The organism is Planococcus rifietoensis (assembly GCF_001465795.2).
Taxonomy (GTDB): Bacteria; Bacillota; Bacilli; order Bacillales_A; family Planococcaceae; genus Planococcus; species Planococcus rifietoensis.
Genome location: NZ_CP013659.2, coordinates 3,251,925 through 3,272,500, shown reverse-complemented (window position 1 = coordinate 3,272,500; position 20,576 = coordinate 3,251,925). Strand labels below are relative to the sequence as shown.

Below are 20,576 nucleotides of genomic sequence, written 5' to 3'. Positions count from 1 at the left end.
GCATCTGCCATGTGCAGACGTTTCCAGCCCGGAGCTAGATTGATGTCTTCTTCTCCATAACGGACAGTCGTTGTGCCAAGAACTTCCTGTGCAGTATGTGCAATTAAGTTCTCTGTCAAGGACATGATGTCATTGTAATCAGCATATGCTTCGTAAAGTTCGAGCATAGTGAATTCTGGATTGTGACGGGTAGAGATGCCTTCGTTACGGAAGACGCGCCCGATTTCATAAACTTTTTCTAATCCACCTACAATGAGGCGTTTCAAATGAAGTTCGATAGCAATACGAATGTATAATTGCATATCTAGCGCATTATGATGGGTAATGAACGGACGTGCAGTGGCTCCTCCGGCGATTGAATGGAGCATCGGTGTTTCAACTTCCAAAAAGCCTTGGTCATCCAGATAGCGACGCATCGCTTGAATGATCCGGCTACGCAAGATAAACGTCTCTTTGCTATTTTCGCTGACAATTAGATCAAGATAACGCTGGCGATAGCGTTGTTCAACGTCTTTCAAGCCATGGAATTTTTCCGGCAGCGGGCGAAGGGCTTTTGTTAGGTATTCCACTTCTTGTGCTTTTACGGAGAGTTCGCCGACGTTTGTCTTGAAAACAGTGCCGCGGACGCCGATGATGTCTCCCAAGTCTGCGGTTTTGAAGAATTCATAGGAATCTTCTCCAATTGCGTCTTTACGGACGTAGATTTGGATCTGCCCTTTCAAATCCTGCAGGTGTGCGAATCCGGCTTTACCTTTTCCGCGCTTCGTCATGATGCGGCCCGCAATAATGACTTCAGCAGACTTTTCTTCTAGTTCTTCTTTCGAGAATTGGTCATATTGCTCGACGATTTCTTGCGAAAGGTGCGTGCGTTCGAAACGTTTTCCGAATGGGTCGAGTCCATGCTCACGGAAGTTTTGCATTTTCTGGCGGCGCACCACTAATTGGTCATTCAACTCTTCTGACATATCCTACACTCCTTTTTCTGTTAAAACCACGTGCTTTCGTGTATTTATCCATTGTACACAATTTTTCGTGCCGTTACATAAGAAAAGCTGCCGTTTTCTTGGCAACTTCTAATCCCCTTCTTCGCAGTTCTTTTAATTGCAAATAATCTTGTTCATTAATTTGCATCACGCAAAAATGTATTTACGTCATTATACGTTTTCCACACATGTACTTCCTGCATCTCTAAATCTTCCGGAAGAATGAGTGAGGGCATCAGTTCCTGCAAAGGCACAAGCACGAATGCCCGCTCATACATGCGGGGATGTGGAATGGTGAGCCTTTCTGTTGCCAGCTGCTCTTGGCCGTACAGCAACACATCAAGATCCACTGTGCGCGGGCCCCAACGAACCAACCGCTCCCTGTGCAAAGCTTGCTCAATTTCTTGGCATATATCCAGCAACTCTAATGGAGAGAGACTGGTTTCCAATCGGATAACTAGATTCAGAAATGCCTCTTGATTGAGATAGCCGACTGGAGCCGTTTCGTAGATGGAAGACATTTTTATGTTCGAAATGGAAGGATTCGTTTGAAGCAAGCGAACCGCTTCTTGAAGCTGGGCTTTCCTGTCTCCTAAATTCGAGCCCAAGGATAGGTAGACTTCATTCATCGGAAGCTGCCTCGGGTGATATCGATTGCTACTGATTTGTAATGGCCAGGGATTGGCGGGTCAGGTTTGATCAACTGAACGCGGACTCCCTGGACTAGCGGAAATTGGTTCAATAATTCAGCAGCTACCGTTTCGGCTACGGCCTCGACCAGCTTTTTGGGTTCTCCTTCAATAACTTCGCGACATGTTTCATACGCTTCACCGTAATGAACCGTATGTTCCAGTTCGTCAGTTTCCCCAGCACGTTTTAAATCGACGGCAAGCGTCACTGTCGCCCGGAAACGCTGTCCGAGTTTTTGTTCTTCCGAAAATACACCGTGATAACCGTAAAATTCCATTTCGTTTAAATGAATATAATCCATGTCTATCCCTCCACTTTTATCTTGCCTGTTAAGAAATCCATCATCTTCACTGTCTGCACCGTTTCTTTGACATCGTGGACACGCACGACTTGGCAACCTTTCGTGACACCGAAAGCTGCTGTTGCGAGAGAACCTTCCAAGCGCTCATCGACTTTTGCATCGAGTAATTTACCGATGAATGATTTACGGGAAGTGCCGAGGAGTACGGGGTAGCCCATTGCTACGAGCTGATCTAGCCGCTGCATCATCTCGACGTTTTGGGCGAGCGTCTTGGCGAATCCGATGCCGGGATCGAGCCAGATGTGTTTGTCCGAAACGCCTGCATTTCGGGCGATGCGGATGCTTTCTTTAAGGTCTTTTTTTGCGTCTTGCCAAAAATCATCATAAACCGCTTCGGCACGGTTGTGCATTAGAATAATCGGCACTTGTTTGTCTGCAGCCACCAGGGCGATCTCGGGATCGTATTTGGCGCCCCAAATATCATTAATGATCTGTGCACCAGCCTCGACAGCTGCTTGGGCAACGGCAGATTTGTATGTATCGATGGAAATAATTGCCTCTGTCTGTTCTCTGAGCGCCTGGATGACCGGCACTACCCGAGCGATTTCTTCTTCGTCAGAAATTTGTGTATGACCAGGGCGTGTCGATTCGCCGCCTACATCGATAATGGAAGCTCCATCCTTTAACATTTGCTTGGCGCGGGCCAGCGCTTTTTCGATATTATCGAATTGCCCGCCATCGGAAAACGAATCCGGTGTCACATTCAATATGCCCATCACTTGCGTTTTTGCGAATACATTTAAGTCCATTTTTTCCACCGTCCATATATGAATTGAAGGAATCGATCATTTCCTGGGAAATACCATTATTCAAACTGCTCTTATCTTATCGTGAATCTGCGGTTTCTGCACAAACAAAAGAGCCCTCTTTTCAGGGGGCTCTGCAAATCATCCGTTATTTTCGTCAAATTGGTAAAGCGGAGTGCTCAAATAACGTTCACCGTTTGATGGCAAGATCGCCAATACTTTTTTGCCTTTGCCGAGTCTTTTCGCCAGTTCAAGCGCTGCGTAGATCGCGGCTCCTGATGATACGCCACCAAGAATGCCTTCTTCGCGTGCCGTTCTGCGGGCAAATTCATACGATTGCTCATTGCTTACTTGCATGATTTCATCATAGATTTCTGTGTTCAACACGGCTGGCACAAAGCCAGCACCGATGCCTTGAATTTTGTGGGGGCCTGGTTTCCCGCCGGACAAGACCGGGGAATCCGTCGGTTCGACAGCTACGATGTGGATATTCGGGTAGTGTTCTTTCAATACTTGCCCAGCACCAGTAATCGTGCCGCCTGTCCCAATGCCCGAAATGAAGCCGTCCAGTTGATCCATCGCTTCGACGATTTCAGGCCCTGTGGTCAGACGATGCACTTCAGGGTTTGCTTCGTTATTGAATTGCTGGGGCATGAACCAAGAGTTTTCAGCCGCCAGTTTTTCGGCCGTCTTGATGGCGCCGTTCGGGCCGTTCATGCCGTCTGGGCCTGGCGTTAACACTAGTTCCGCACCATATGCGCGCAACAAGTTGCGGCGTTCCATGCTCATTGTTTCAGGCATGACGAGTACGCTGCGATAGCCTTTTGCTGCAGCAATCATCGCGAGGCCGATCCCCGTATTGCCGCTTGTCGGTTCGATTAAGGTATCGCCTTCTTTTAAGTCACCGGATTTTTCTGCCGCTTCGATCATCGCGAGTGCAATCCGGTCTTTTACGCTGGAGCCTGGGTTGAAGTATTCCAATTTAACGTAAACTTCCGCATCTTCAGGTCCTGTCAGCCGGTTTAATTTAACAATCGGTGTTTGCCCAATCAATTCGGTAATTGAATTTCCTACTCGTGCCATGTTTACCACTCCTAATCCCTACTATTTTTGTCGACATTATTTATTTCATCCTATCAATTGCGGCGCGAGCTGTCAATCTTGGGAGCGTGTCGATAGCTTATTCTCCTTCGCCGTAAAACCATTCAGCATTGAATTCTTGCCAGAAGGCTTCGGGAGAAACCGATTGAGGCAATTGTTCGAGTGCCAGCTCCCGGCTGATGTGTTCTTTCACTTCATCGTAGCTGAACGCGCGGCCTTCGATTTTTTCTTTCACCATAATGACGGCGGTCCGGCCATCTTCAAGTGCTAGTGGAGCTGACCACGAGCCAGGTTCGATGGTTTCGACCGTTTTTGCGATTTGGGAATCGATCGATGCTTGGCCGGGAGATACAAAGCCGATATCTCCTCCGAGGTTACCGGTGGCGTTATCGATGGAACGCTCGCGGGCAAGTGCTTCAAAGCTCGAGCCGCTGTCGAGTTCTTTGATCGTTTCTTCCGCTTCTGCTTTGGAATTCAAGACGATCATGCTTGTGCGGTATGAGTCTTTGACGTCGTAGATCGCCCGGTTGTCTTCATAGAAATCTTTGATGGCCTGGTCATCGATGAGGACATCTTTCGTCAAAACCTTCTCCAAGATTAATTGCGCTTTCACTTTTTCGCGCTGGCGTTCGGTGTCACTGGCATACAGCAGTTCTTCGGTGCCGTCCTGCGCGGTCCGCATCATGGCCAATTCAAGATCGATTTCCTTATCGGATACTTCGATGCCGTAATCATCTGCTGCAGCGGCCATGACTTTTTCATTGACCAATTCGAGAAGGGCACTTCGGCCGTGCTGCTGTTCCATCGATGCCATCCATTCGGCACGGGTAATTTCCTCGCCATCGACTGCTGCGACTTCCTCGTTTGCGGCACTGCTGCCATTTGGAATGAGCCAAGCGATGAACCATAGCAAATTAGCCAGCAATAAAATACCGATGACCATTAATACGGGTTTCGTTTTCAAGTGGCGTTTCTGTTTCGGTGGTGTTGTGTTATTTCGATTCGAGTTCATTGAGCAGCGCTTCCAATTCTTCTTTGTTGTAATGATATTTCTCGTGGCAGAAATGGCATTCAGCTTCTGCTTGCCCGTCTGTGTCGATCATTTGGCGAATTTCTTCTTTCCCGAGCCCTATGAGGCCTTCGGCAAATTTTTCTTTTGAGCAAGTGCACTTGAACTGGACAGGCATTTTCTCGAGAATCTGGACGTTATCGGCACCCAGTACTTCTTCCAGGATACCTTCAGGGGTGAGCCCTCGCTTGATCATGGACGAGACCGGTTCGATATTTGCCAAGCGTTTTTCGATCAATGTAATGGTTTCGTCATCGGTATCGGGCATCAACTGAATGATGAAGCCGCCTGCTGCGAGTACCGAATTATCGGTATCAACGAGAACACCCAGGCCAACAGAAGAAGGCACTTGTTCGGAGACGACGAAATAATAGGTCAAATCTTCCGCGATTTCCCCGGAGACAATCGGCGTCTGTCCTGTGAAATAATCGCGCATGCCTTGGTCTTTGACGACCGACAGCATGCCATCTGTCCCGACGACACCTTTGACGTCCAACTTTCCGCTTTTGCTGTCGACATGGGTTTGCGGGTTGGCGACATAGCCGCGCACATTGCCTTTGGCGTCGCTATCGACCAATAGATATCCAATCGGCCCGCCTGCTTCGATTTTCAAGGTGACGCGGTCTTCTCCTTTAAGCATCGCGCCAAACATCACGCCGCCTGTCATTAAACGCCCAAGAGCTGCGGTTGCAGCAGGCCATGTTTGGTGGCGGCGCTGCGCCTCCCCTACTGTTTCTGTCGTATTGACTGCAAATGCACGAACGTTGCCATTAAAACCAAGTCCGCGAACTAAATAATCTGGCATAATGATCATTCCTTTCCTTACGCTTGATTGCGTTTATAAATGAAATGCAGGCCTTTCAATGTTAAAAACGGGTCGACATGGTCGATCATATCCGACTCTGCGGCAATTAACGGCGCAAGTCCGCCTGTCGCGATGACGGTCGGATGCTGCTTGCTTTGTTTTTTCATGCGAGTGATAATGCCTTCTGCTTGGCCGACGTAGCCATAGACGATGCCCGCCTGCATGGCCGAAATGGTATTTTTCCCGACAACCGAATCGGGACGCGCGATTTCAATGCGCGGCAATTTCGAAGCGCGCGTGTACAGCGCTTCGGTCGAGCTTTGGATCCCCGGGGCGATGGCGCCGCCTTGGTATTGATTTTTTTCGTCGATGTAACAGAAAGTATTGGCAGTGCCGAAGTCGACGATGATCAAGGGGCCGCCGTATTCCTGTATCGCTGCGACGGCATTGACGATGCGGTCTGCACCGACTTCACGCGGGTTTTCGTATTTAATGTTGAGGCCGGTCTTGACACCAGGCCCGACGATCAGCGCTTTGGTATGGAAATATTTTTGTGCCATGCGCTCTAGCGCAAACATGATCGGCGGGACGACGGATGACATGATGACGCCGTCAATCGCTTCAAAGCCCAGTCCGACATGATTCAAAAATGCTTTGATCTGCATGGCGTATTCATCTTCGGTTTTGTGGCGGTCGGTTTCCATCCGCCAATGGTGCAGCAGTGTTTCATTATCGTATACGCCAAGGACGATATTGGTATTGCCTGTATCCATCACTAAGATCATAAATTCTCCCCATTTATCTGCTGAATTTCCAACACATCATACCATAATTCTACAAAAGCAAAAAGCCGGCGCCAAGCCCTTTTCAGGGGTGGCACCGGCTTTCAGTTATTTACGGTCTTCTCGGATCGGTCCTTGCGAATCAGTGGATGAGCCTTCTTCCGGCAAATCTCCTGATGATGGATCATTCGGTGCGCCCGTCACATCCGGGTTTACCTCGTCTGAATCCGTTTCGCCTTCTTCATCTTTTTCGTATCGGCCATTCAAGGCTTCATACGAACGTTCCGGTAAGGTTCCGTGTTCTTTCAAATGCATGATTTGTGCAGCATCGAGTGTTTCCACTTCGAGCAATGTGTTGGCGAGAAGTTCGAGAAGCTCGCGTTTCTCCGTGAGGATCTCTTTCGTCCGGACATATTGCTCTTTAATGATGCGCTGGATTTCTTGGTCGATCTCGAATGCGATGGCATCGGAATAGTTTTGATCCGAATTGAAATCGCGTCCAAGGAAGACGTTTCCGCCTTGGGACTGGCCGAATTGAATCGGGCCGATCTTATCGCTCATCCCGTATTCAGTCACCATGCTGCGGGCAATCGCTGTTGCGCGCTGGAAGTCATTGTGCGCGCCAGTGGATACTTCACCGAAGACAATATCCTCTGCAACACGACCGCCGAGCAAGCCGGCAATCTTATCGAGAAGTTCCGGTTTGGTCATGAAGTAACGGTCTTCACGTGGCAGCATGACGGCATATCCGCCAGCCTGGCCGCGCGGGACAATCGTTACTTTATGGACGATATCCGCATCATCCAGGATCAGGCCGATTACGGTATGCCCTGATTCGTGGTAAGCGACGATATTGCGTTCTTTTTTCGAAATGACACGATTCTTCTTAGCCGGACCGGCAATAACGCGGTCTGTCGCTTCGTCGATATCGGACATGTCGATTTTCTTTTTATTGCGGCGAGCGGCTACAAGAGCTGCTTCGTTCAATAAGTTCTCAAGGTCTGCACCGGAGAAGCCAGGCGTCCGCTGGGCAATCGCCTTCATGTCGACAGTGTCGTCAAGCGGCTTGTTGCGCGCATGGACTTTCAACACTTCTTCGCGTCCTTTAACATCCGGGCGGCCGACTGTGATCTGGCGGTCAAAACGGCCAGGACGCAGAAGTGCCGGATCCAGGATATCCGGACGGTTGGTTGCAGCGATGATAATGATGCCTTCGTTCGCGCCGAAGCCGTCCATTTCGACGAGCAATTGGTTAAGCGTTTGTTCACGCTCATCATGCCCGCCGCCAAGGCCGGCGCCGCGCTGGCGGCCGACTGCATCGATTTCATCGATGAAGATGATACATGGTGCGTTTTTCTTCGCGTTCTCGAACAAATCACGAACACGCGAAGCCCCGACACCGACGAACATTTCGACGAAGTCCGAACCACTGATGGAGAAGAACGGCACGCCTGCTTCGCCAGCTACTGCGCGGGCAAGCAAAGTTTTACCGGTACCCGGAGGCCCGACAAGCAAGATCCCCTTCGGAATGCGGGCACCGATTTCACCGAAGCGTTTCGGATCTTTCAGGAAGTCCACTACTTCGACAAGCTCTTGCTTCTCTTCATCCGCTCCGGCTACATCGTCGAAGCGAACTTTTTGTTTCTGGTCATCGTATAATTTCGCCTTGCTTTTCCCGAAGTTCATCACTCGGCCGCCACCGCCGCCTTGTGATTGGTTGAGCAAGAAGAAGAACAGGATGAAGATGATGATGAATGGAATGATGCCGGTAAAGAATGAAACCCATCCGCTAGTTTGCGGCGCTTTCAAAAACTCGACTTCCACATCTTCTTGGGCTGTCGCGAGCTCATCGATTTGCGCTACCAAAGCTTCGTTCTCGATTGGTACATTGGTCACAAACGATTCGCCTTCATCATAATCTGTCATGCGGCCGGTCACTTCGTACACTTGTGCGTCCGGCTGGATGGTCACTTCTGTAATTTCGCCAGCGTTCAGCGCATCCAGAAAGTCGCCATAGCCAATATTTTGCGTCGGTTGGTTGCTATTATTGAAAGTTCCTAGAATACCGATGATGACTAGGAATATCAGTAGATAAAATATGGTGTATCGGAATATTCGATTCATCCCGCGCCTCCTCACAAAGTTTCCCAAAACTATACTAAATACTAACACAGGGACAAAAATGCATACAATGAAAAGCCTTTACGGCATGCTTGAAATCATCGGCTCTTTGAACGTTCTTTGACTATTCCTCTTCGCCGCTATAGACAGCTGGCTTAAGAATTCCAATATATGGAAGGTTGCGGTACTTTTCTGCGTAGTCCAAGCCGTAGCCGACAACGAACGCATCCGGCACTTCAAAGCCGATATAATCCGCTTTTAAGTCCACTTTGCGGCCAGTTGGCTTGTCGAGAAGCGTGACGATTTTAATGGAATTCGCTTTGCGGTATTTGAACAAGTCCACCAAATAGCTCAGTGTCAGCCCACTGTCGATAATGTCTTCGATGATCAGCAAGTCACGGCCTTCGACGCTTGCGTTCAAATCCTTGACGATTTTGACTTCGCCTGAAGAAACCGTTGCGTTTCCGTAGCTTGAAACATCCATGAAATCCATTTCCACATAACCGTCAAAACGTTTCATGAGGTCGCCCATGAATGGCATAGCGCCTTTTAATACGCCGATGGCAAGCGGGTATTTCCCTTCATAATCACGCGTCAATGTGTCGCCGAGTTCGCGTGCTTTTTCCTGAAGCTGTTGTTCGCTGATCAATACTTCTTTAATGTCCTTTTGTAGCATGGTGGGCCTCCTAGTTTCTTCCTCATTTTGCATAGTCTATGCATTGTTCAACTAATACTCGGTTGTCTTCCGAACGCTTAGTCCGGCTCAGGCAAGCGGCGGTGCGCAAACCGGGCACCAGTAATACTCGATTTGTTCCGGCTACGATGATTGGCCAGTTGTCCCGCTGTTGCGATGGGATCTTCTCATCAATCATCAGCCGCGCCAGTTTTTTCGCCTGGTTCATGCCCGCAAGCAAGATGCGGTCGCCAGGCTCCCTTCCGCGGAGCGTAAAATCCGTCTCTTCGGAGTGGAAATACCAAAAAACGGCATTCTCTGCTTCCGGCTCTTCGCCCACTGGCACAACCCGGTAACGGGAACCCAGGACAGGCGGCGACCAAACATGGCCGATATCCGCCCGCTGGCGCTGGAGGAATTCTTTTGATTTTTCAAAGAATACCTGGTCGTATTGGCGTATCATCATATAATTTTGCGGCAAATGTAAAAAAACAGTGCCCGAGGAACTTTGCAGCAGCTCGCGCACTTGTTCCGCCAAATGGCTCGTTATTAACACTCGCTTGTCATCATATAGATAGTTTAATAGTAGTAGAACCATCCTTTTTTGTAAAGCAGAGGGATGGCTTCTGAAACTTTCGGCAGAAATAAGCAATTCCTGACCTGATAGCAGCAATTCCTTTAGCGTTTGTTCGGCGAGCTGCTGAAGGAACGCTGCATCTTCATTGATCTGTTCGGCAAGCTCGGAAAAGTGTAACGAAGCGCGAGGGTTTTCTTGTGCCATCGCCGGCACGATGGTCTTGCGGATGCGGTTGCGCGTGTAAGTGTCACTGGCATTGCTCGGGTCTTCGCGGTATGGCACTTTGTCCAGTTCCGCATACTGGGCAATTTCCGCTTTGGTGACAGCAAGCTGCGGCCGGACGAGCATGCCGCCGCCAAATGGCCGCTTGATGCGCATGCCAAAAGCCCCGTTTCGCAGGCTGCCGCGCATGCCTTCCATCAAAATGGTCTCCAATTGGTCGTCTGCATGATGGGCCGTGATGAGGACGGTGGATCCCGTTTTTTCCATCACTTGCTCAAATATCCGGTAGCGTTCTTCCCGACAGACACTTTGCGTGTTTCCACCATTTTCAGCTAAAATCGCAGGGATAGGGACTGCAAAACTTTCACACGGCACCTCCCACAGTTTGCAATGCTGCTCGACGAATCGGCGGTCTTGCGCAGATTGTTCCCCCCTCAGCATGTGATCGATATGCACTGCTGTGAGGTGTACGCCCAATTGATGCCGCTTTTTCGAGAGAAAATACAAAAGAACCATCGAATCGATGCCGCCCGAAACGCCGATGACGAGCCGCTCGCCAGTTTCGAATAACCCGTGTTTTGTATGGTATGCAAGCATCGTTTGTTCATAATGATTCACGGCATGCCCTCCTGTTCTGTTTATTTTCCAGCCTGAATAAAATAAATATCGCAAAAACATAAAATGCTAATTGACATATATGTATTAAGGATAGTATGATATAAACTGTTCGTTTGAACAAGGCGGCGTAGCTCAGCTGGCTAGAGCGTACGGTTCATACCCGTGAGGTCGGGGGTTCGATCCCCTCTGCCGCCATCCTATCATAAGCAGCGCCCTCCATCATGGAGGGCGCTTTTTTTTATGTTAAAAAAGTATCGATCTGTTTGAAATGGTGGGCATCGTGTTCGGCGAGATCCCCGAAATAGCGACCCATCGTCATGTTCTTATCACCAACGTAGAACACGGCATTCCATTGACTGGGAGTGGCAGATGCCAGCCGCTCTCTCAACAAACGGCGTTCTTCAATGGCTTGTGTGACAATGGACGAAAAATCCATCGTGTCGGCTTTATCGATGGCACGGCGGTTGAATTCATCAACTTCTGGCAAAGGATCCAGATGCGCCCCTTCTTCCATATGTGGCAGCCGCTCGCTGCGGATAAAACGGTCCCATTCTGCGAGATGCATGACCATCTGCGCGATTGACCATTTGCCGTCTGCGATCGGCTTATGTGCGTCATCGGATTCGGATAAGGTCTTTTGGAGCGATTCCATGTAGACTTCGTAGTCGTCAAATGCCTGAAGGACTTGCTGTTGTTCCATCCTTTCCACACCTTTCCGCTGTATCGTGCAGGACGAAAACCTGCTGAGCTGTCTACTTACTTAGACAAACGCTTCCCATTCTCCTACCGCTTCGCACTTTTCGGGCGATAAAAAAAACGCCCTCCCCGAAAGGAGAAGCGTTCCATCTTCACAGTTCAACTAAGTTGAAGCATTTTCTCTATGCTATTAAAACAGCTAGCAAGTTAGCCTCTTTTCGCTCCACGACCGCCACGCTTGGATTCTGTGGCACGCTTTAGCGTCGACAGGTTGTCTTCGCTGTCTTTCAGGAATTTTGCCATCTTCGTTTCGAAGGTTTCCTTAGGGGCGCGGTCAAAAGAACGATTGTTCGGACGCGGACGGCTTGGACGGCTTGTGCCGCCTTCTGGCTGAGGCTTCGCTTTGCGGATCGACAAACCGATTTTCCCGTCTGCTTCTACATTCATCACTTTCACTTCTACCATTTCGCCAACTTTCAAGTGATCGTTAATATCTTTCACATAGTTGTCGGCGACTTCACTAATATGCACAAGGCCTGTTGCACCGGTTGGAAGCTGTACGAACGCTCCAAAGTTTGTAATACCCGTGACTTTTCCTTCTAACTTGCTGCCTACTTCAATCGACATAAAAAAAATGCTCCTCCTTAAAATTTAAGATGACTCCAAATTCGGGCCAAATTGACAGTTTGCGGGACTGATCCCACCTTTAATTATAGCGATGAAAGGAAGAGTGTCAACCGACTACTCTTTTTCTTCGCCATCTTCTTGCGGTTTCTCGGCATCATTCGGCAAGGTGAAAATAATCTCGCCCTCATCCGACAGGAAATAATCTTTGCGCGCCAGCTTCGACACATAATCATCGTCGTTCAATAAACGGATCTGCTCTTCAAGCTTGGCCTGCTGCTTCTGGACTTCCTCAAGCTCGGCCAGCTTTTCCTGCTGCAGCTGTTCTTTGCCTGCGATGGTCTGGGATTGTGCATAAATGGTTGAGCCCAGCCAAATGCTCGTCAACAGCACCACCAAGCCGAACACCGCCAAGCGTCTGTACAATACTACTTTGTGCCGCTTTTTTCGTGCGTCTTCAATTTCTGCAGCCCGCGTGTATTCATTTTGCAGCGGGGTCACTCCCTGATTTTCATGCATTTTCTCTCTCTTCACTTATGGACGCCCCTTCCCTACTGATTTTGTGATTATTATACATGAAAAACATTCCATTTAAAAAGATTTTCTGTAAGCCCTTTCTCCTTTTTTCCTGCATTTTACCGGAATTTAACCAATTCCCATGACAATTAATAAAAATACTGTTGACTTAATTTTTATGCAACATTATAATACAGGACACATCATTTATTATAAAAATTACTTATACTGCATATATATTCATAAAAGGAGTGTGGAGCATGACAGGAAAATTGATTTTGGCGAATGGCGCATCATTTACGGGATCGTGGCACGGCTCACAAGCGGCGGTACAGGGAGAGGTCGTCTTTTTCACCGGCATGACAGGCTATGAGGAAGTCATTACCGACCCTTCCTATAAAGGACAGGTCATCGTTTTTTCCTATCCATTGATCGGCCAATACGGCATCGAATCACTTTATGCACAATCCGAAAAAATCCAAGCCTCGGGCATCATCGTTGCAGAGCTGTATGCAGGCCCGTTACCCAAACAGGCAATTTCGCTGGCACAATTCGCCGAAGCGCAAGGCGTTCCGCTCCTGAGCGGCATCGATACACGCTCAGTCATCCAACAGGTTCGTGAAACGGGCACCATGCCGGCGCAGCTCCTTCACGAGGATGCGGCTGAACAACCGTGGCAAATGATCAAGACCGATTTTTTCCCAGCTAGCGCAGCGGCAGAGACGAAGCAAATCGGTGATGGCCCTTTGCATATCGGCCTGGTCGATTTCCATTACAAAGCTTCTATTTTAAAAGAATTGCTCGCTCTTGGCTGCACAGTGAGCGTCATCCCTTACAACGGAGCAGCCGACCTTCCCGAAAGTCTCGGCGTTGACGGGCTATTGTTCTCGAACGGCCCGGGAGACCCGCAAGCACTGAATAGTCGCTTGCCGGTCTATCGCGACTGGGCAGAACGCTATCCGTCGTTCGGCATTTGCCTCGGCCATCAGGTGCTGGCTGCTGCTTTCGGCGCGAAAACAGCGAAGCTCGCTTACGGCCATCGCGGGGCCAACCATCCCGTCAAAAACAATAAGACCGGACGCGTTAGCATGAGCTCCCAAAATCATAGCTATGTCGTCGAAGCGGAGAGCTTGAATGAAACGCCGTTCGAGGTGCTGTATGAAAACGTCAACGACGGCAGCATCGAAGGCTTGATCCATCCGCAATTGCCGATTACGACGGTTCAATTCCACCCGGAAGCAGCTCCCGGCCCAGCGGATCATCTCGCTTTGTTCCACCAGTTCCTAGAGACCGCAAATGAAATGAAGAAGGTGAAAATGCATGCCTAAATTAGACTCTATTGAAAAAGTGCTCGTCATCGGATCCGGCGCCATCGTCATCGGCCAAGCCGCTGAGTTCGACTATTCCGGCACCCAAGCGTGCTTGGCTCTAAAAGAGGAAGGCATCGAAGTGGTGCTCATCAATAACAACCCGGCAACGATCATGACCGATGAAAGCGTCTCGGACAAAGTGTATTTCGAACCGATGACGCTCGAATCCGCTACGAACATCATCGAGAAAGAACGTCCCGATGGCTTGCTTGCTACCGTCGGCGGCCAGACCGGCTTGAATTTGGCAATGGCACTGGCCGATGCCGGCATCTTGGAACAATACGGCGTCGAATTGCTCGGCACCGATATGACCGCCATCAAAAAAGCCGAAGACCGCGACCAGTTCCGCTCCTTGATGAAGCAACTTGGCGAGCCGGTGCCTGATTCCGACATCATCTATTCACTCGACGGGGCGCTCGCTTTTGCACAGCGCACGGGCTATCCCGTTATCGTCCGCCCTGCCTATACGCTCGGCGGTTTCGGCGGCGGCATCGCAAGCGACGAAGCAACTTACATCAAGCTGGTCACGCAAGGCTTGTCGGCGAGCCCGATCAAGCAATGCCTCGTCGAGACGAGCATCGCCGGCTATAAGGAAATCGAATATGAAGTGATGCGCGATGCAGCAGGCACATGCATCACGGTCTGCAATATGGAGAACTTGGATCCGGTCGGTGTGCATACGGGCGATTCGATTGTCGTCGCCCCGAGCCAAACTTTGAACGATCCGGATTTTCACATGCTGCGCACGTCTTGCATCAACATCATCGAAGCGCTCGGCATCATCGGCGCCTGCAATGTGCAGTTCGCCCTCCATCCGGAAACCTCCGATTATTTTTTGATTGAAGTCAACCCGCGTGTCAGCCGCTCATCCGCGCTCGCCTCCAAAGCGACCGGCTACCCGATCGCGAAAATCGCCGCCAAGCTCGCCATCGGCTATACGCTCGATGAATTGAAGAACCCGGTGACTGGCACAACCTATGCCAGCTTCGAGCCGGCACTCGATTACGTCGCCTTGAAAATCCCGCGCTGGCCGTTCGACCAATTTCCTTTAGCGGACCGCACGCTCGGCACGCAGATGAAGGCGACCGGCGAAGTGATGGCGATCGAACGCCGCATGGAAGCCGCTATGCAAAAAGCGCTGCGCTCGCTTGAGCTGCCGATAGACGGGTTCCGCCTTCCCGCCATCTCCTCATTGCCAACGGGCGATTTATTGGAACTCGCAATGAAGCCGGACGATCGCCGTTTGTTTGTGCTGTTCGAATTGCTCATCCGCGGGGAAACCACGGATGAACTGCATGCCATCACTGGCATCACCCCTTATTTCCTATACGTTTTATCGAATATTGTTACAGAGTGGCAAGACCTCAAATCGATCAGCTGGAATTCCGTGACTGCTGATCGCTTATTGCAGGCGAAAAAGCTCGGCTTCAGCGACCAGCAAATGGCCGATATTTGGAATGTGCCGGCAGCTGAAATTTGGGGGCAACGCAGAAGCTATAAAATTGCGCCAGCCTACCGGATGATTGATACATGCGCCGCTGAGTTCCGTTCGAATACAAATTATTTCTATTCCACATGGGACAATGCCGCAGACGTCGACCGCTCGAATGATGCGAAAAAAGTCGCGGTCGTCGGATCCGGCCCAATCCGCATCGGGCAAGGTATCGAATTCGATTATTGCTGCGTGCACAGCGTTATGGCCGCACAGAAACTTGGCTATGAAGCGGTCATGATCAACAACAACCCGGAAACCGTCAGCACCGATTACGAAGTGGCCGATGCGCTTTATTTCGAACCGATCACGGCGGAAGATGTCTTGAACGTCCTGGAATTTGAGGGCATCCACCAAGTCATCCTCCAATTCGGCGGCCAGACTTCGCTTAATTTGGCGAAAGCACTGGAAGAAGCGGGCATTACCGTGCTCGGCTCATCGGTCGATTTGCTGGACCAAATGGAAGACCGCGACCGCTTTTACGCGTTTCTCGAGTCGATCGGCTTGCCGACCATCCCCGGGACGACGGCGAATGCGCCCGAAGAAGTGCTGCCCGCAGCGGAAAAGCTCGGCTTCCCGGTCTTGCTTCGCCCTTCTTACGTCATCGGTGGACGCGGCATGATCGTGCTTCACGACCAAGCGGAGCTTGATGCTTGGCTCGCGGGCGCGGACAAGGCGTTTCCGGTATTGGTCGACCATTTCGTCACCGGCAAAGAAGCGGAAGCCGATATTTTAACGGACGGCGACAACGTCTGGGTGTCGGCGATCTTCGAGCATCTCGAAGGAACCGGTGTCCATTCCGGCGACAGCATCGCGAGCACGCCGCCCGTGACATTAACAGATGTCCAGCAGCAGAAGCTGATCGATACCGCGAAGCATATTGCGAGACAGCTTGACTATACCGGGCTTTTCAATATCCAATTCGTCTACGAAGAAGATCAATTATTCGTCATGGAAATCAATCCGCGGGCGTCGCGCACGGCACCGATCAGCTCGAAAGTGACGGATGTACCGCTCGTACAACACGCAACCGCCCTACTGCTCGGCATGCCGTACGATGAGCTCGGCATCGAAGACATGTATAACGGACAACCGGATTTTACCGTCAAAGCCCCGGTGTTCTCGCATATTAAATTACCAGGCCTGTCCCCTATCCTGTCGCCCGAGATGATGTCGACCGGCGAAGTGATCGGCACAGCCAAGCTGTTTGAAGACGCGCTCGAAAAAGCGCTGACAGGCGCTTCCGTCCAGCTAGCGAAACTTGCATCAGGTTCAACGCTATTTGCCGCGCAAGACAGCGCCGACTATGAGCAACTCAATTCTTGGCGCGCACAAGGCTTCACGATCGTGACCGAAGACCAACTTTCGTTTAACGAGTGGTTAACATCGAAAGACGCTGCCGCCTATATCGACTTTTCCGAAACACCCGACACCGGCCGCATGGCGCAAGCGGCCATCCACCGCCTCCACGCCTGGTCGCGCCCGGAAACTGCGGCTGCTTACGCCGCGAGCCATAAAAACCAATCTGAACGTTTGAAAGGAGTGCTTGCCCAATGACGATGATTATGCCGCTTGCCCCAACGGTTGCCCAGGAAGATTTTCTTTCATTGAAAGACTATAGCACCGAGGAGATTCTCGATTTGCTTAATTTAGCGATTGAATTAAAGAAACCTGAAAATAAACATTTGCCGCTCTTGAAAGGAAAAGTGCTCGGCATGATCTTCGAGAAATCATCGACCCGCACGCGCGTGTCGTTTGAAGCGGGCATGCTGCAACTTGGCGGCCACGCGATGTTCTTGAGTTCTCAGGATACCCAACTTGGCCGTGGTGAAACGATTGCCGATACAGCGCGTGTGCTGTCGGGGTATTTGGACGGCTTGATGATCCGCACATTCCATCAGTCCGCTGTGGAAGAGCTCGCCAAGTTCAGCTCGATTCCCGTCATCAACGGCTTGACAGACGACTACCACCCGTGCCAAGTGCTGGCCGATCTCATGACGCTCATCGAACATTTCGGCGAGTTGAAAGGCCGCAAGCTGGCGTATATCGGGGATGGCAATAATATGGCCAATTCCTTGATGATCGGCGCCGCAAAAGTCGGGCTCGACATCGCGATCGCCGCTCCGAAAGGCTATGAGCCGCAGGCGGAAATGGTCGAACTCGCGCAAGCCATCGCAAAAGATAGCGGTGCTGTGGTGACGGTAACCCATGATCCCGTCGAAGCCGTGAAAAACAGCGACGCCATCTATACGGATGTCTGGGCGAGCATGGGCCAGGAAGCCGAAGCCATTAAACGTTTGAATGATTTTGAAGGATTCCAAGTGAACGCGGAACTGGTTCAGCACGCGAAAGCGGATTATATCTTTATGCACTGCCTCCCGGCGCATCGCGAGGAAGAAGTGACGACCGATATTTTGGAAGGCCCCCATTCCGTCATTTTTCAGGAAGCCGAAAACCGCCTGCATGCTCAAAAAGCGGTGCTCGTGACTTTGATGGGAGATTGAACTTATTGATACGAATGAAGAGCCTTGCCTGCAACTGGCGAGGCTCTTTTTCGGGTTGGTGAATTTTAGCGGAGTGGCGTTTTCATGTATGGAGAAGGAAGCTGTGTTTTGTCATCACCTTGGTAGCCGCCGCCTCGCTTGGGGTTGAGCTCTCGCCATGAGCCAGAAAGAACACCTGTCTCTTGGCTTCGCTTCACCCTTAAGTGCGAGGGGCTTAGATATTTCGTTGAATCGAATGAGTCGGATAGATTCGGTTCTGGATGGTTCGTGCGCTTTTGGGTATGCGCTTAATGGGTTAAGCGGGATGGGTCATGAAGTTTATGTGCGACGAGGTTCGTTCATTGTATTTGCATCGCTTTGTTAATCGCTGCCTCGCTTGGGGTTGGCCTTTCGCAATGAGCCAGAAACCCGCTGTCTCATTGCTTCGGCTCACCCTTGTGCGCGTGGCGGCTTGGATATTTCATTGAAGTAAATAAGTAAGATGGTTCCAGTTTTGTATGACTCGTCTGCCTTTGAGTATGTCGCTTAGTTGGCAATGCATGTGCTGAACAAAATCAGTAAACTGGTCTACCGAGAAAAAGTGCACTTTATTTCTTCATTTGCTGAGTGGAGAGGGTGACGCAACTACTTACCAATCTAAACCTAGAGATGAAGCGGAAACTGCTGACTCCTGGGGGACCGAGCGGGACTGGCGAGACAAATGTGTCGCGCTTTTTTGCGGCACATTGGCTCGACGCCCGCCCCCCGGAAAGCAGCAGTTGAAGCGCAATCTCACCTCATCACTATTCCACTCCAACTATTCACATCATCTTATTTTCAACATACGAAAAGAACCCAACCGTTAACCGGCTGGGTTCTTTTTCATTCTTTATGCCTCATCGTCCACAAAGCTCGGGTCCACTTTATCAAGCTTTTCTTCGTTCAAGATCGTGTACATTTCCGCAGTTTGTTCTTTGCGGACGTTTTCGCGCAATTGGTCGATGCGGGCAGTGACCACTTTTTGCCCGAAGCGGATCTGCAGTTCGTCGCCTTCTTTGACGACGCTGCTCGCTTTCGCTTTATTGCCATTGACCAAAATGCGGCCTTGATCGGCTACTTCTTTCGCCAAAGTGCGGCGTTTGATCAAACGGGAAACTTTCAGGAATTTATCGAGTCTCATGATTTTCGTCCTCTCCGTGTCCAGCTTTTGCTTCGTTCCAGAAGCTGTCGAGCTGGTCTAATGTGTAATCTGAAAACGTGCGGCCGTCTTCTTGCGCGCGCTGCTCTACGTGCGAAAAGCGCGTGCGGAATTTATGGTTCGCCTGGACCATCGCCTGTTCGGGCGACAAGCCGTAAAAACGCGCAATGTTGACGAGCGTGAACAACAGATCGCCGAATTCATCGAGCTGCTGGTCTTTGGAACCATTCGCCACTTCAATCTTGAACTCCTGCAATTCCTCTTCGAACTTCGCCCATGCGCCGTCCGCGTCTTTCCACGTGAAGCCGGCTTTTGCAGCTTTCTTCTGATAATTATACGAGGTTAATAGCGAGGAGCTGTAGCGGTCCTGGCCATCGAGCAACGATTCTCCTGCCGGTTTTTCTTGGTGTTTGATCGCTTGCCAATTATCGACCACTTCATCTGCGGACGCCACTTCCACATCACTGAAGACATGCGGATGGCGTCGAATCATTTTATCGCTGATGGCTTCCAGGATGTCTTCTAACTGGAAATAGCCGCTGTCCTGGCCGATTTGCGCGTGCAGGAACACTTGCAATAACACATCGCCCAGCTCTTCCGCGATGGCTTCATCATCTTCCTCTTCGATCGCCTGCAGCAATTCGTGCGCTTCTTCGAGTAAATAAGGACGCAGCGATTCATGTGTCTGCTCGCGGTCCCATGGGCAGCCTTCAGGACTGCGCAGTTTCGCGATGATCTCACGGAATGTCTGCCATTCTTTCAACCGCTGCGTCTGCTCCGTTGCAGGCGGCACGTAGACAGTCGTCAAATTATCGATTTCCGCCGAACGGTCGAGTTCGTGGAGCGGTACCGTACGCAGGCGCTCTGAAGTGGCCCCTGCGGCTGTAACAATCGTTACCGGGTAATCTTCCGGGTATTTCTCCATCAGCGACAGTTTCACTTCGGATGCGCTGAATTGGTCATACACTTGCGCGATCAAAATGTGTTCGGTCATATTCAATCGGTCGCTGTCGAGGCCGATGCCGTCGACCAGCTGGAAGCCTTCGATAGGATCGATGCGCAACGCGCCGAATATGGCGTCCAAAAAGCTTTGCCCCCCGGCGATCGACAATTCACAGCGTCCTTGTTTTTCTGCTTCGATCAAAAACTGCACCGTCTGTTCCGCCACGAGCGGATGTCCCGGCACTGCGTAATAAACGGATGCGTTTTCCGCAAGCGCAATAAGCGTCTCGGCGATTTCCTTATAAACCGGCGCAAAATCGTCATACTTTTCGTAAATTGCATCAAAGCTCTCGTAACGTAAGCCTTCTGTCTCCAGCTCTGTAACGACCGGGTGATCCGCTGTCCGCAAATAAAGCGGGTCCGCCTCTTTCAAGGTACGGTAAACGCCGAGCGGCAATTGCAGAAGATCCCCGGCGCCAAGGCCGAGTATATGAATGGTATGCATTG

Annotated in this window: 19 protein-coding genes and 1 tRNA gene (1 of these 20 only partly in view); 4 read left to right on the top strand and 16 right to left on the bottom strand. The window is 50.5% G+C overall.

The genetic code is table 11. The features are described from left to right. From lysS to tilS, 11 genes are all read right to left on the bottom strand, one after another. Positions 1 to 965 carry the 5' portion of a lysine--tRNA ligase gene (gene lysS / locus AUC31_RS16190; RefSeq protein WP_058382204.1) on the bottom strand. 520 nt of this gene lie to the left of the window's left edge, so 965 of the gene's 1,485 nt are visible here — the first part of the coding sequence; its start codon is at positions 963 to 965; the stop codon falls past the left edge of the window. A gap of 155 nt (positions 966 to 1,120) precedes the next feature. After that, positions 1,121 to 1,612: a 2-amino-4-hydroxy-6-hydroxymethyldihydropteridine diphosphokinase gene (folK, locus tag AUC31_RS16185; RefSeq protein WP_058382205.1), complete on the bottom strand. Its 492-nt coding sequence runs from the start codon at positions 1,610 to 1,612 to the stop codon at positions 1,121 to 1,123. After that, a complete protein-coding gene (gene folB, locus AUC31_RS16180) occupies positions 1,609 to 1,974 on the bottom strand; it encodes a dihydroneopterin aldolase (protein ID WP_058382206.1) in 366 nt (121 codons plus the stop codon). Before folB ends, folK begins: the two co-directional genes overlap by 4 nt. Positions 1,975 to 1,976: 2 nt before the next feature. After that, complete coding sequence (folP, locus tag AUC31_RS16175; protein WP_058382207.1) at positions 1,977 to 2,783, bottom strand: dihydropteroate synthase; 807 nt, start codon at positions 2,781 to 2,783, stop codon at positions 1,977 to 1,979. Between the two features lie 138 nt (positions 2,784 to 2,921). Then, positions 2,922 to 3,863 (bottom strand): cysteine synthase A, encoded by a 942-nt coding sequence (gene cysK, locus AUC31_RS16170; protein ID WP_058382208.1) that lies wholly within the window; start codon positions 3,861 to 3,863, stop codon positions 2,922 to 2,924. 97 nt (positions 3,864 to 3,960) lie between these two features. Further along, positions 3,961 to 4,893, bottom strand: a complete 933-nt coding sequence (locus tag AUC31_RS16165; RefSeq protein WP_058382209.1) for a peptidyl-prolyl cis-trans isomerase — start codon at positions 4,891 to 4,893, stop codon at positions 3,961 to 3,963. After that, positions 4,874 to 5,755: an Hsp33 family molecular chaperone HslO gene (gene hslO / locus AUC31_RS16160; RefSeq protein WP_058382210.1), complete on the bottom strand. Its 882-nt coding sequence runs from the start codon at positions 5,753 to 5,755 to the stop codon at positions 4,874 to 4,876. The genes AUC31_RS16165 and hslO overlap by 20 nt, the downstream gene beginning before the upstream one ends. A gap of 17 nt (positions 5,756 to 5,772) precedes the next feature. Continuing rightward, positions 5,773 to 6,540: a type III pantothenate kinase gene (locus AUC31_RS16155; protein ID WP_058382211.1), complete on the bottom strand. Its 768-nt coding sequence runs from the start codon at positions 6,538 to 6,540 to the stop codon at positions 5,773 to 5,775. A 105-nt stretch (positions 6,541 to 6,645) separates the two neighbouring features. Beyond that, positions 6,646 to 8,661, bottom strand: a complete 2,016-nt coding sequence (ftsH, locus tag AUC31_RS16150) for an ATP-dependent zinc metalloprotease FtsH (protein ID WP_058382212.1) — start codon at positions 8,659 to 8,661, stop codon at positions 6,646 to 6,648. A 121-nt stretch (positions 8,662 to 8,782) separates the two neighbouring features. Beyond that, positions 8,783 to 9,334, bottom strand: coding sequence for a hypoxanthine phosphoribosyltransferase (gene hpt, locus AUC31_RS16145; RefSeq protein WP_058382213.1), 552 nt, complete (start codon positions 9,332 to 9,334; stop codon positions 8,783 to 8,785). Between the two features lie 22 nt (positions 9,335 to 9,356). Continuing rightward, positions 9,357 to 10,748 (bottom strand): tRNA lysidine(34) synthetase TilS, encoded by a 1,392-nt coding sequence (gene tilS / locus AUC31_RS16140; RefSeq protein WP_157073515.1) that lies wholly within the window; start codon positions 10,746 to 10,748, stop codon positions 9,357 to 9,359. A 121-nt stretch (positions 10,749 to 10,869) separates the two neighbouring features. On the opposite strand from tilS, the gene AUC31_RS16135 reads away from it, so the two are divergent. Continuing rightward, a tRNA-Met gene (locus tag AUC31_RS16135) sits at positions 10,870 to 10,943 on the top strand. 43 nt (positions 10,944 to 10,986) lie between these two features. Here AUC31_RS16135 and AUC31_RS16130 read toward each other — a convergent pair. From AUC31_RS16130 to AUC31_RS16120, 3 genes are all read right to left on the bottom strand, one after another. Further along, positions 10,987 to 11,448 (bottom strand): DinB family protein, encoded by a 462-nt coding sequence (locus AUC31_RS16130; RefSeq protein ID WP_058382214.1) that lies wholly within the window; start codon positions 11,446 to 11,448, stop codon positions 10,987 to 10,989. Between the two features lie 203 nt (positions 11,449 to 11,651). Further along, positions 11,652 to 12,071 carry a S1 domain-containing RNA-binding protein gene (locus AUC31_RS16125; protein WP_058382215.1) on the bottom strand — a complete coding sequence of 140 codons (420 nt, stop codon included), beginning with the start codon at positions 12,069 to 12,071 and terminating at the stop codon, positions 11,652 to 11,654. A gap of 114 nt (positions 12,072 to 12,185) precedes the next feature. Then, positions 12,186 to 12,602 (bottom strand): FtsB family cell division protein, encoded by a 417-nt coding sequence (locus AUC31_RS16120; RefSeq protein ID WP_237150654.1) that lies wholly within the window; start codon positions 12,600 to 12,602, stop codon positions 12,186 to 12,188. Positions 12,603 to 12,844: 242 nt separating this feature from the next. Between AUC31_RS16120 and AUC31_RS16115 the strand changes: the two genes are divergently transcribed. Genes AUC31_RS16115 through argF form a run of 3 tightly spaced genes read left to right on the top strand, consistent with a single transcriptional unit; the run spans position 12,845 to position 17,950 of the window. Further along, the gene (locus AUC31_RS16115; protein WP_058382217.1) at positions 12,845 to 13,912 is read left to right on the top strand and encodes a carbamoyl phosphate synthase small subunit; all 1,068 of its coding nucleotides are present in this window, start codon (positions 12,845 to 12,847) and stop codon (positions 13,910 to 13,912) included. Beyond that, the gene (locus tag AUC31_RS16110) at positions 13,905 to 17,003 is read left to right on the top strand and encodes a carbamoyl-phosphate synthase (glutamine-hydrolyzing) large subunit (RefSeq protein ID WP_058382218.1); all 3,099 of its coding nucleotides are present in this window, start codon (positions 13,905 to 13,907) and stop codon (positions 17,001 to 17,003) included. Before AUC31_RS16115 ends, AUC31_RS16110 begins: the two co-directional genes overlap by 8 nt. Further along, on the top strand, positions 17,000 to 17,950 hold the full coding sequence (gene argF / locus AUC31_RS16105; RefSeq protein WP_058382219.1) for an ornithine carbamoyltransferase: 951 nt from the start codon (positions 17,000 to 17,002) through the stop codon (positions 17,948 to 17,950). The genes AUC31_RS16110 and argF overlap by 4 nt, the downstream gene beginning before the upstream one ends. Before the next feature lie 868 nt (positions 17,951 to 18,818). Here the strand turns inward: argF and AUC31_RS16100 are convergent. Next, complete coding sequence (locus AUC31_RS16100; protein ID WP_058382220.1) at positions 18,819 to 19,109, bottom strand: RNA-binding S4 domain-containing protein; 291 nt, start codon at positions 19,107 to 19,109, stop codon at positions 18,819 to 18,821. Next, positions 19,096 to 20,574 (bottom strand): bifunctional methyltransferase/pyrophosphohydrolase YabN, encoded by a 1,479-nt coding sequence (gene yabN / locus AUC31_RS16095; protein ID WP_058382221.1) that lies wholly within the window; start codon positions 20,572 to 20,574, stop codon positions 19,096 to 19,098. Before yabN ends, AUC31_RS16100 begins: the two co-directional genes overlap by 14 nt. Positions 20,575 to 20,576: the final 2 nt, after the last annotated feature.

What these genes read in the sequence shown, in the direction of transcription:
- folK (WP_058382205.1), bottom strand. Translation starts at nt 1,612, where the DNA reads ATGAATGAAGTCTACCTATCCTTGGGCTCGAATTTAGGAGACAGGAAA.
- folB (WP_058382206.1), bottom strand. Translation starts at nt 1,974, where the DNA reads ATGGATTATATTCATTTAAACGAAATGGAATTTTACGGTTATCACGGT.
- folP (WP_058382207.1), bottom strand. Translation starts at nt 2,783, where the DNA reads ATGGACTTAAATGTATTCGCAAAAACGCAAGTGATGGGCATATTGAAT.
- cysK (WP_058382208.1), bottom strand. Translation starts at nt 3,863, where the DNA reads ATGGCACGAGTAGGAAATTCAATTACCGAATTGATTGGGCAAACACCG.
- AUC31_RS16165 (WP_058382209.1), bottom strand. Translation starts at nt 4,893, where the DNA reads ATGAACTCGAATCGAAATAACACAACACCACCGAAACAGAAACGCCAC.
- hslO (WP_058382210.1), bottom strand. Translation starts at nt 5,755, where the DNA reads ATGCCAGATTATTTAGTTCGCGGACTTGGTTTTAATGGCAACGTTCGT.
- AUC31_RS16155 (WP_058382211.1), bottom strand. Translation starts at nt 6,540, where the DNA reads ATGATCTTAGTGATGGATACAGGCAATACCAATATCGTCCTTGGCGTA.
- ftsH (WP_058382212.1), bottom strand. Translation starts at nt 8,661, where the DNA reads ATGAATCGAATATTCCGATACACCATATTTTATCTACTGATATTCCTA.
- hpt (WP_058382213.1), bottom strand. Translation starts at nt 9,334, where the DNA reads ATGCTACAAAAGGACATTAAAGAAGTATTGATCAGCGAACAACAGCTT.
- AUC31_RS16130 (WP_058382214.1), bottom strand. Translation starts at nt 11,448, where the DNA reads ATGGAACAACAGCAAGTCCTTCAGGCATTTGACGACTACGAAGTCTAC.
- AUC31_RS16125 (WP_058382215.1), bottom strand. Translation starts at nt 12,071, where the DNA reads ATGTCGATTGAAGTAGGCAGCAAGTTAGAAGGAAAAGTCACGGGTATT.
- AUC31_RS16115 (WP_058382217.1), top strand. Translation starts at nt 12,845, where the DNA reads ATGACAGGAAAATTGATTTTGGCGAATGGCGCATCATTTACGGGATCG.
- AUC31_RS16110 (WP_058382218.1), top strand. Translation starts at nt 13,905, where the DNA reads ATGCCTAAATTAGACTCTATTGAAAAAGTGCTCGTCATCGGATCCGGC.
- argF (WP_058382219.1), top strand. Translation starts at nt 17,000, where the DNA reads ATGACGATGATTATGCCGCTTGCCCCAACGGTTGCCCAGGAAGATTTT.
- AUC31_RS16100 (WP_058382220.1), bottom strand. Translation starts at nt 19,109, where the DNA reads ATGAGACTCGATAAATTCCTGAAAGTTTCCCGTTTGATCAAACGCCGC.
- yabN (WP_058382221.1), bottom strand. Translation starts at nt 20,574, where the DNA reads ATGCATACCATTCATATACTCGGCCTTGGCGCCGGGGATCTTCTGCAA.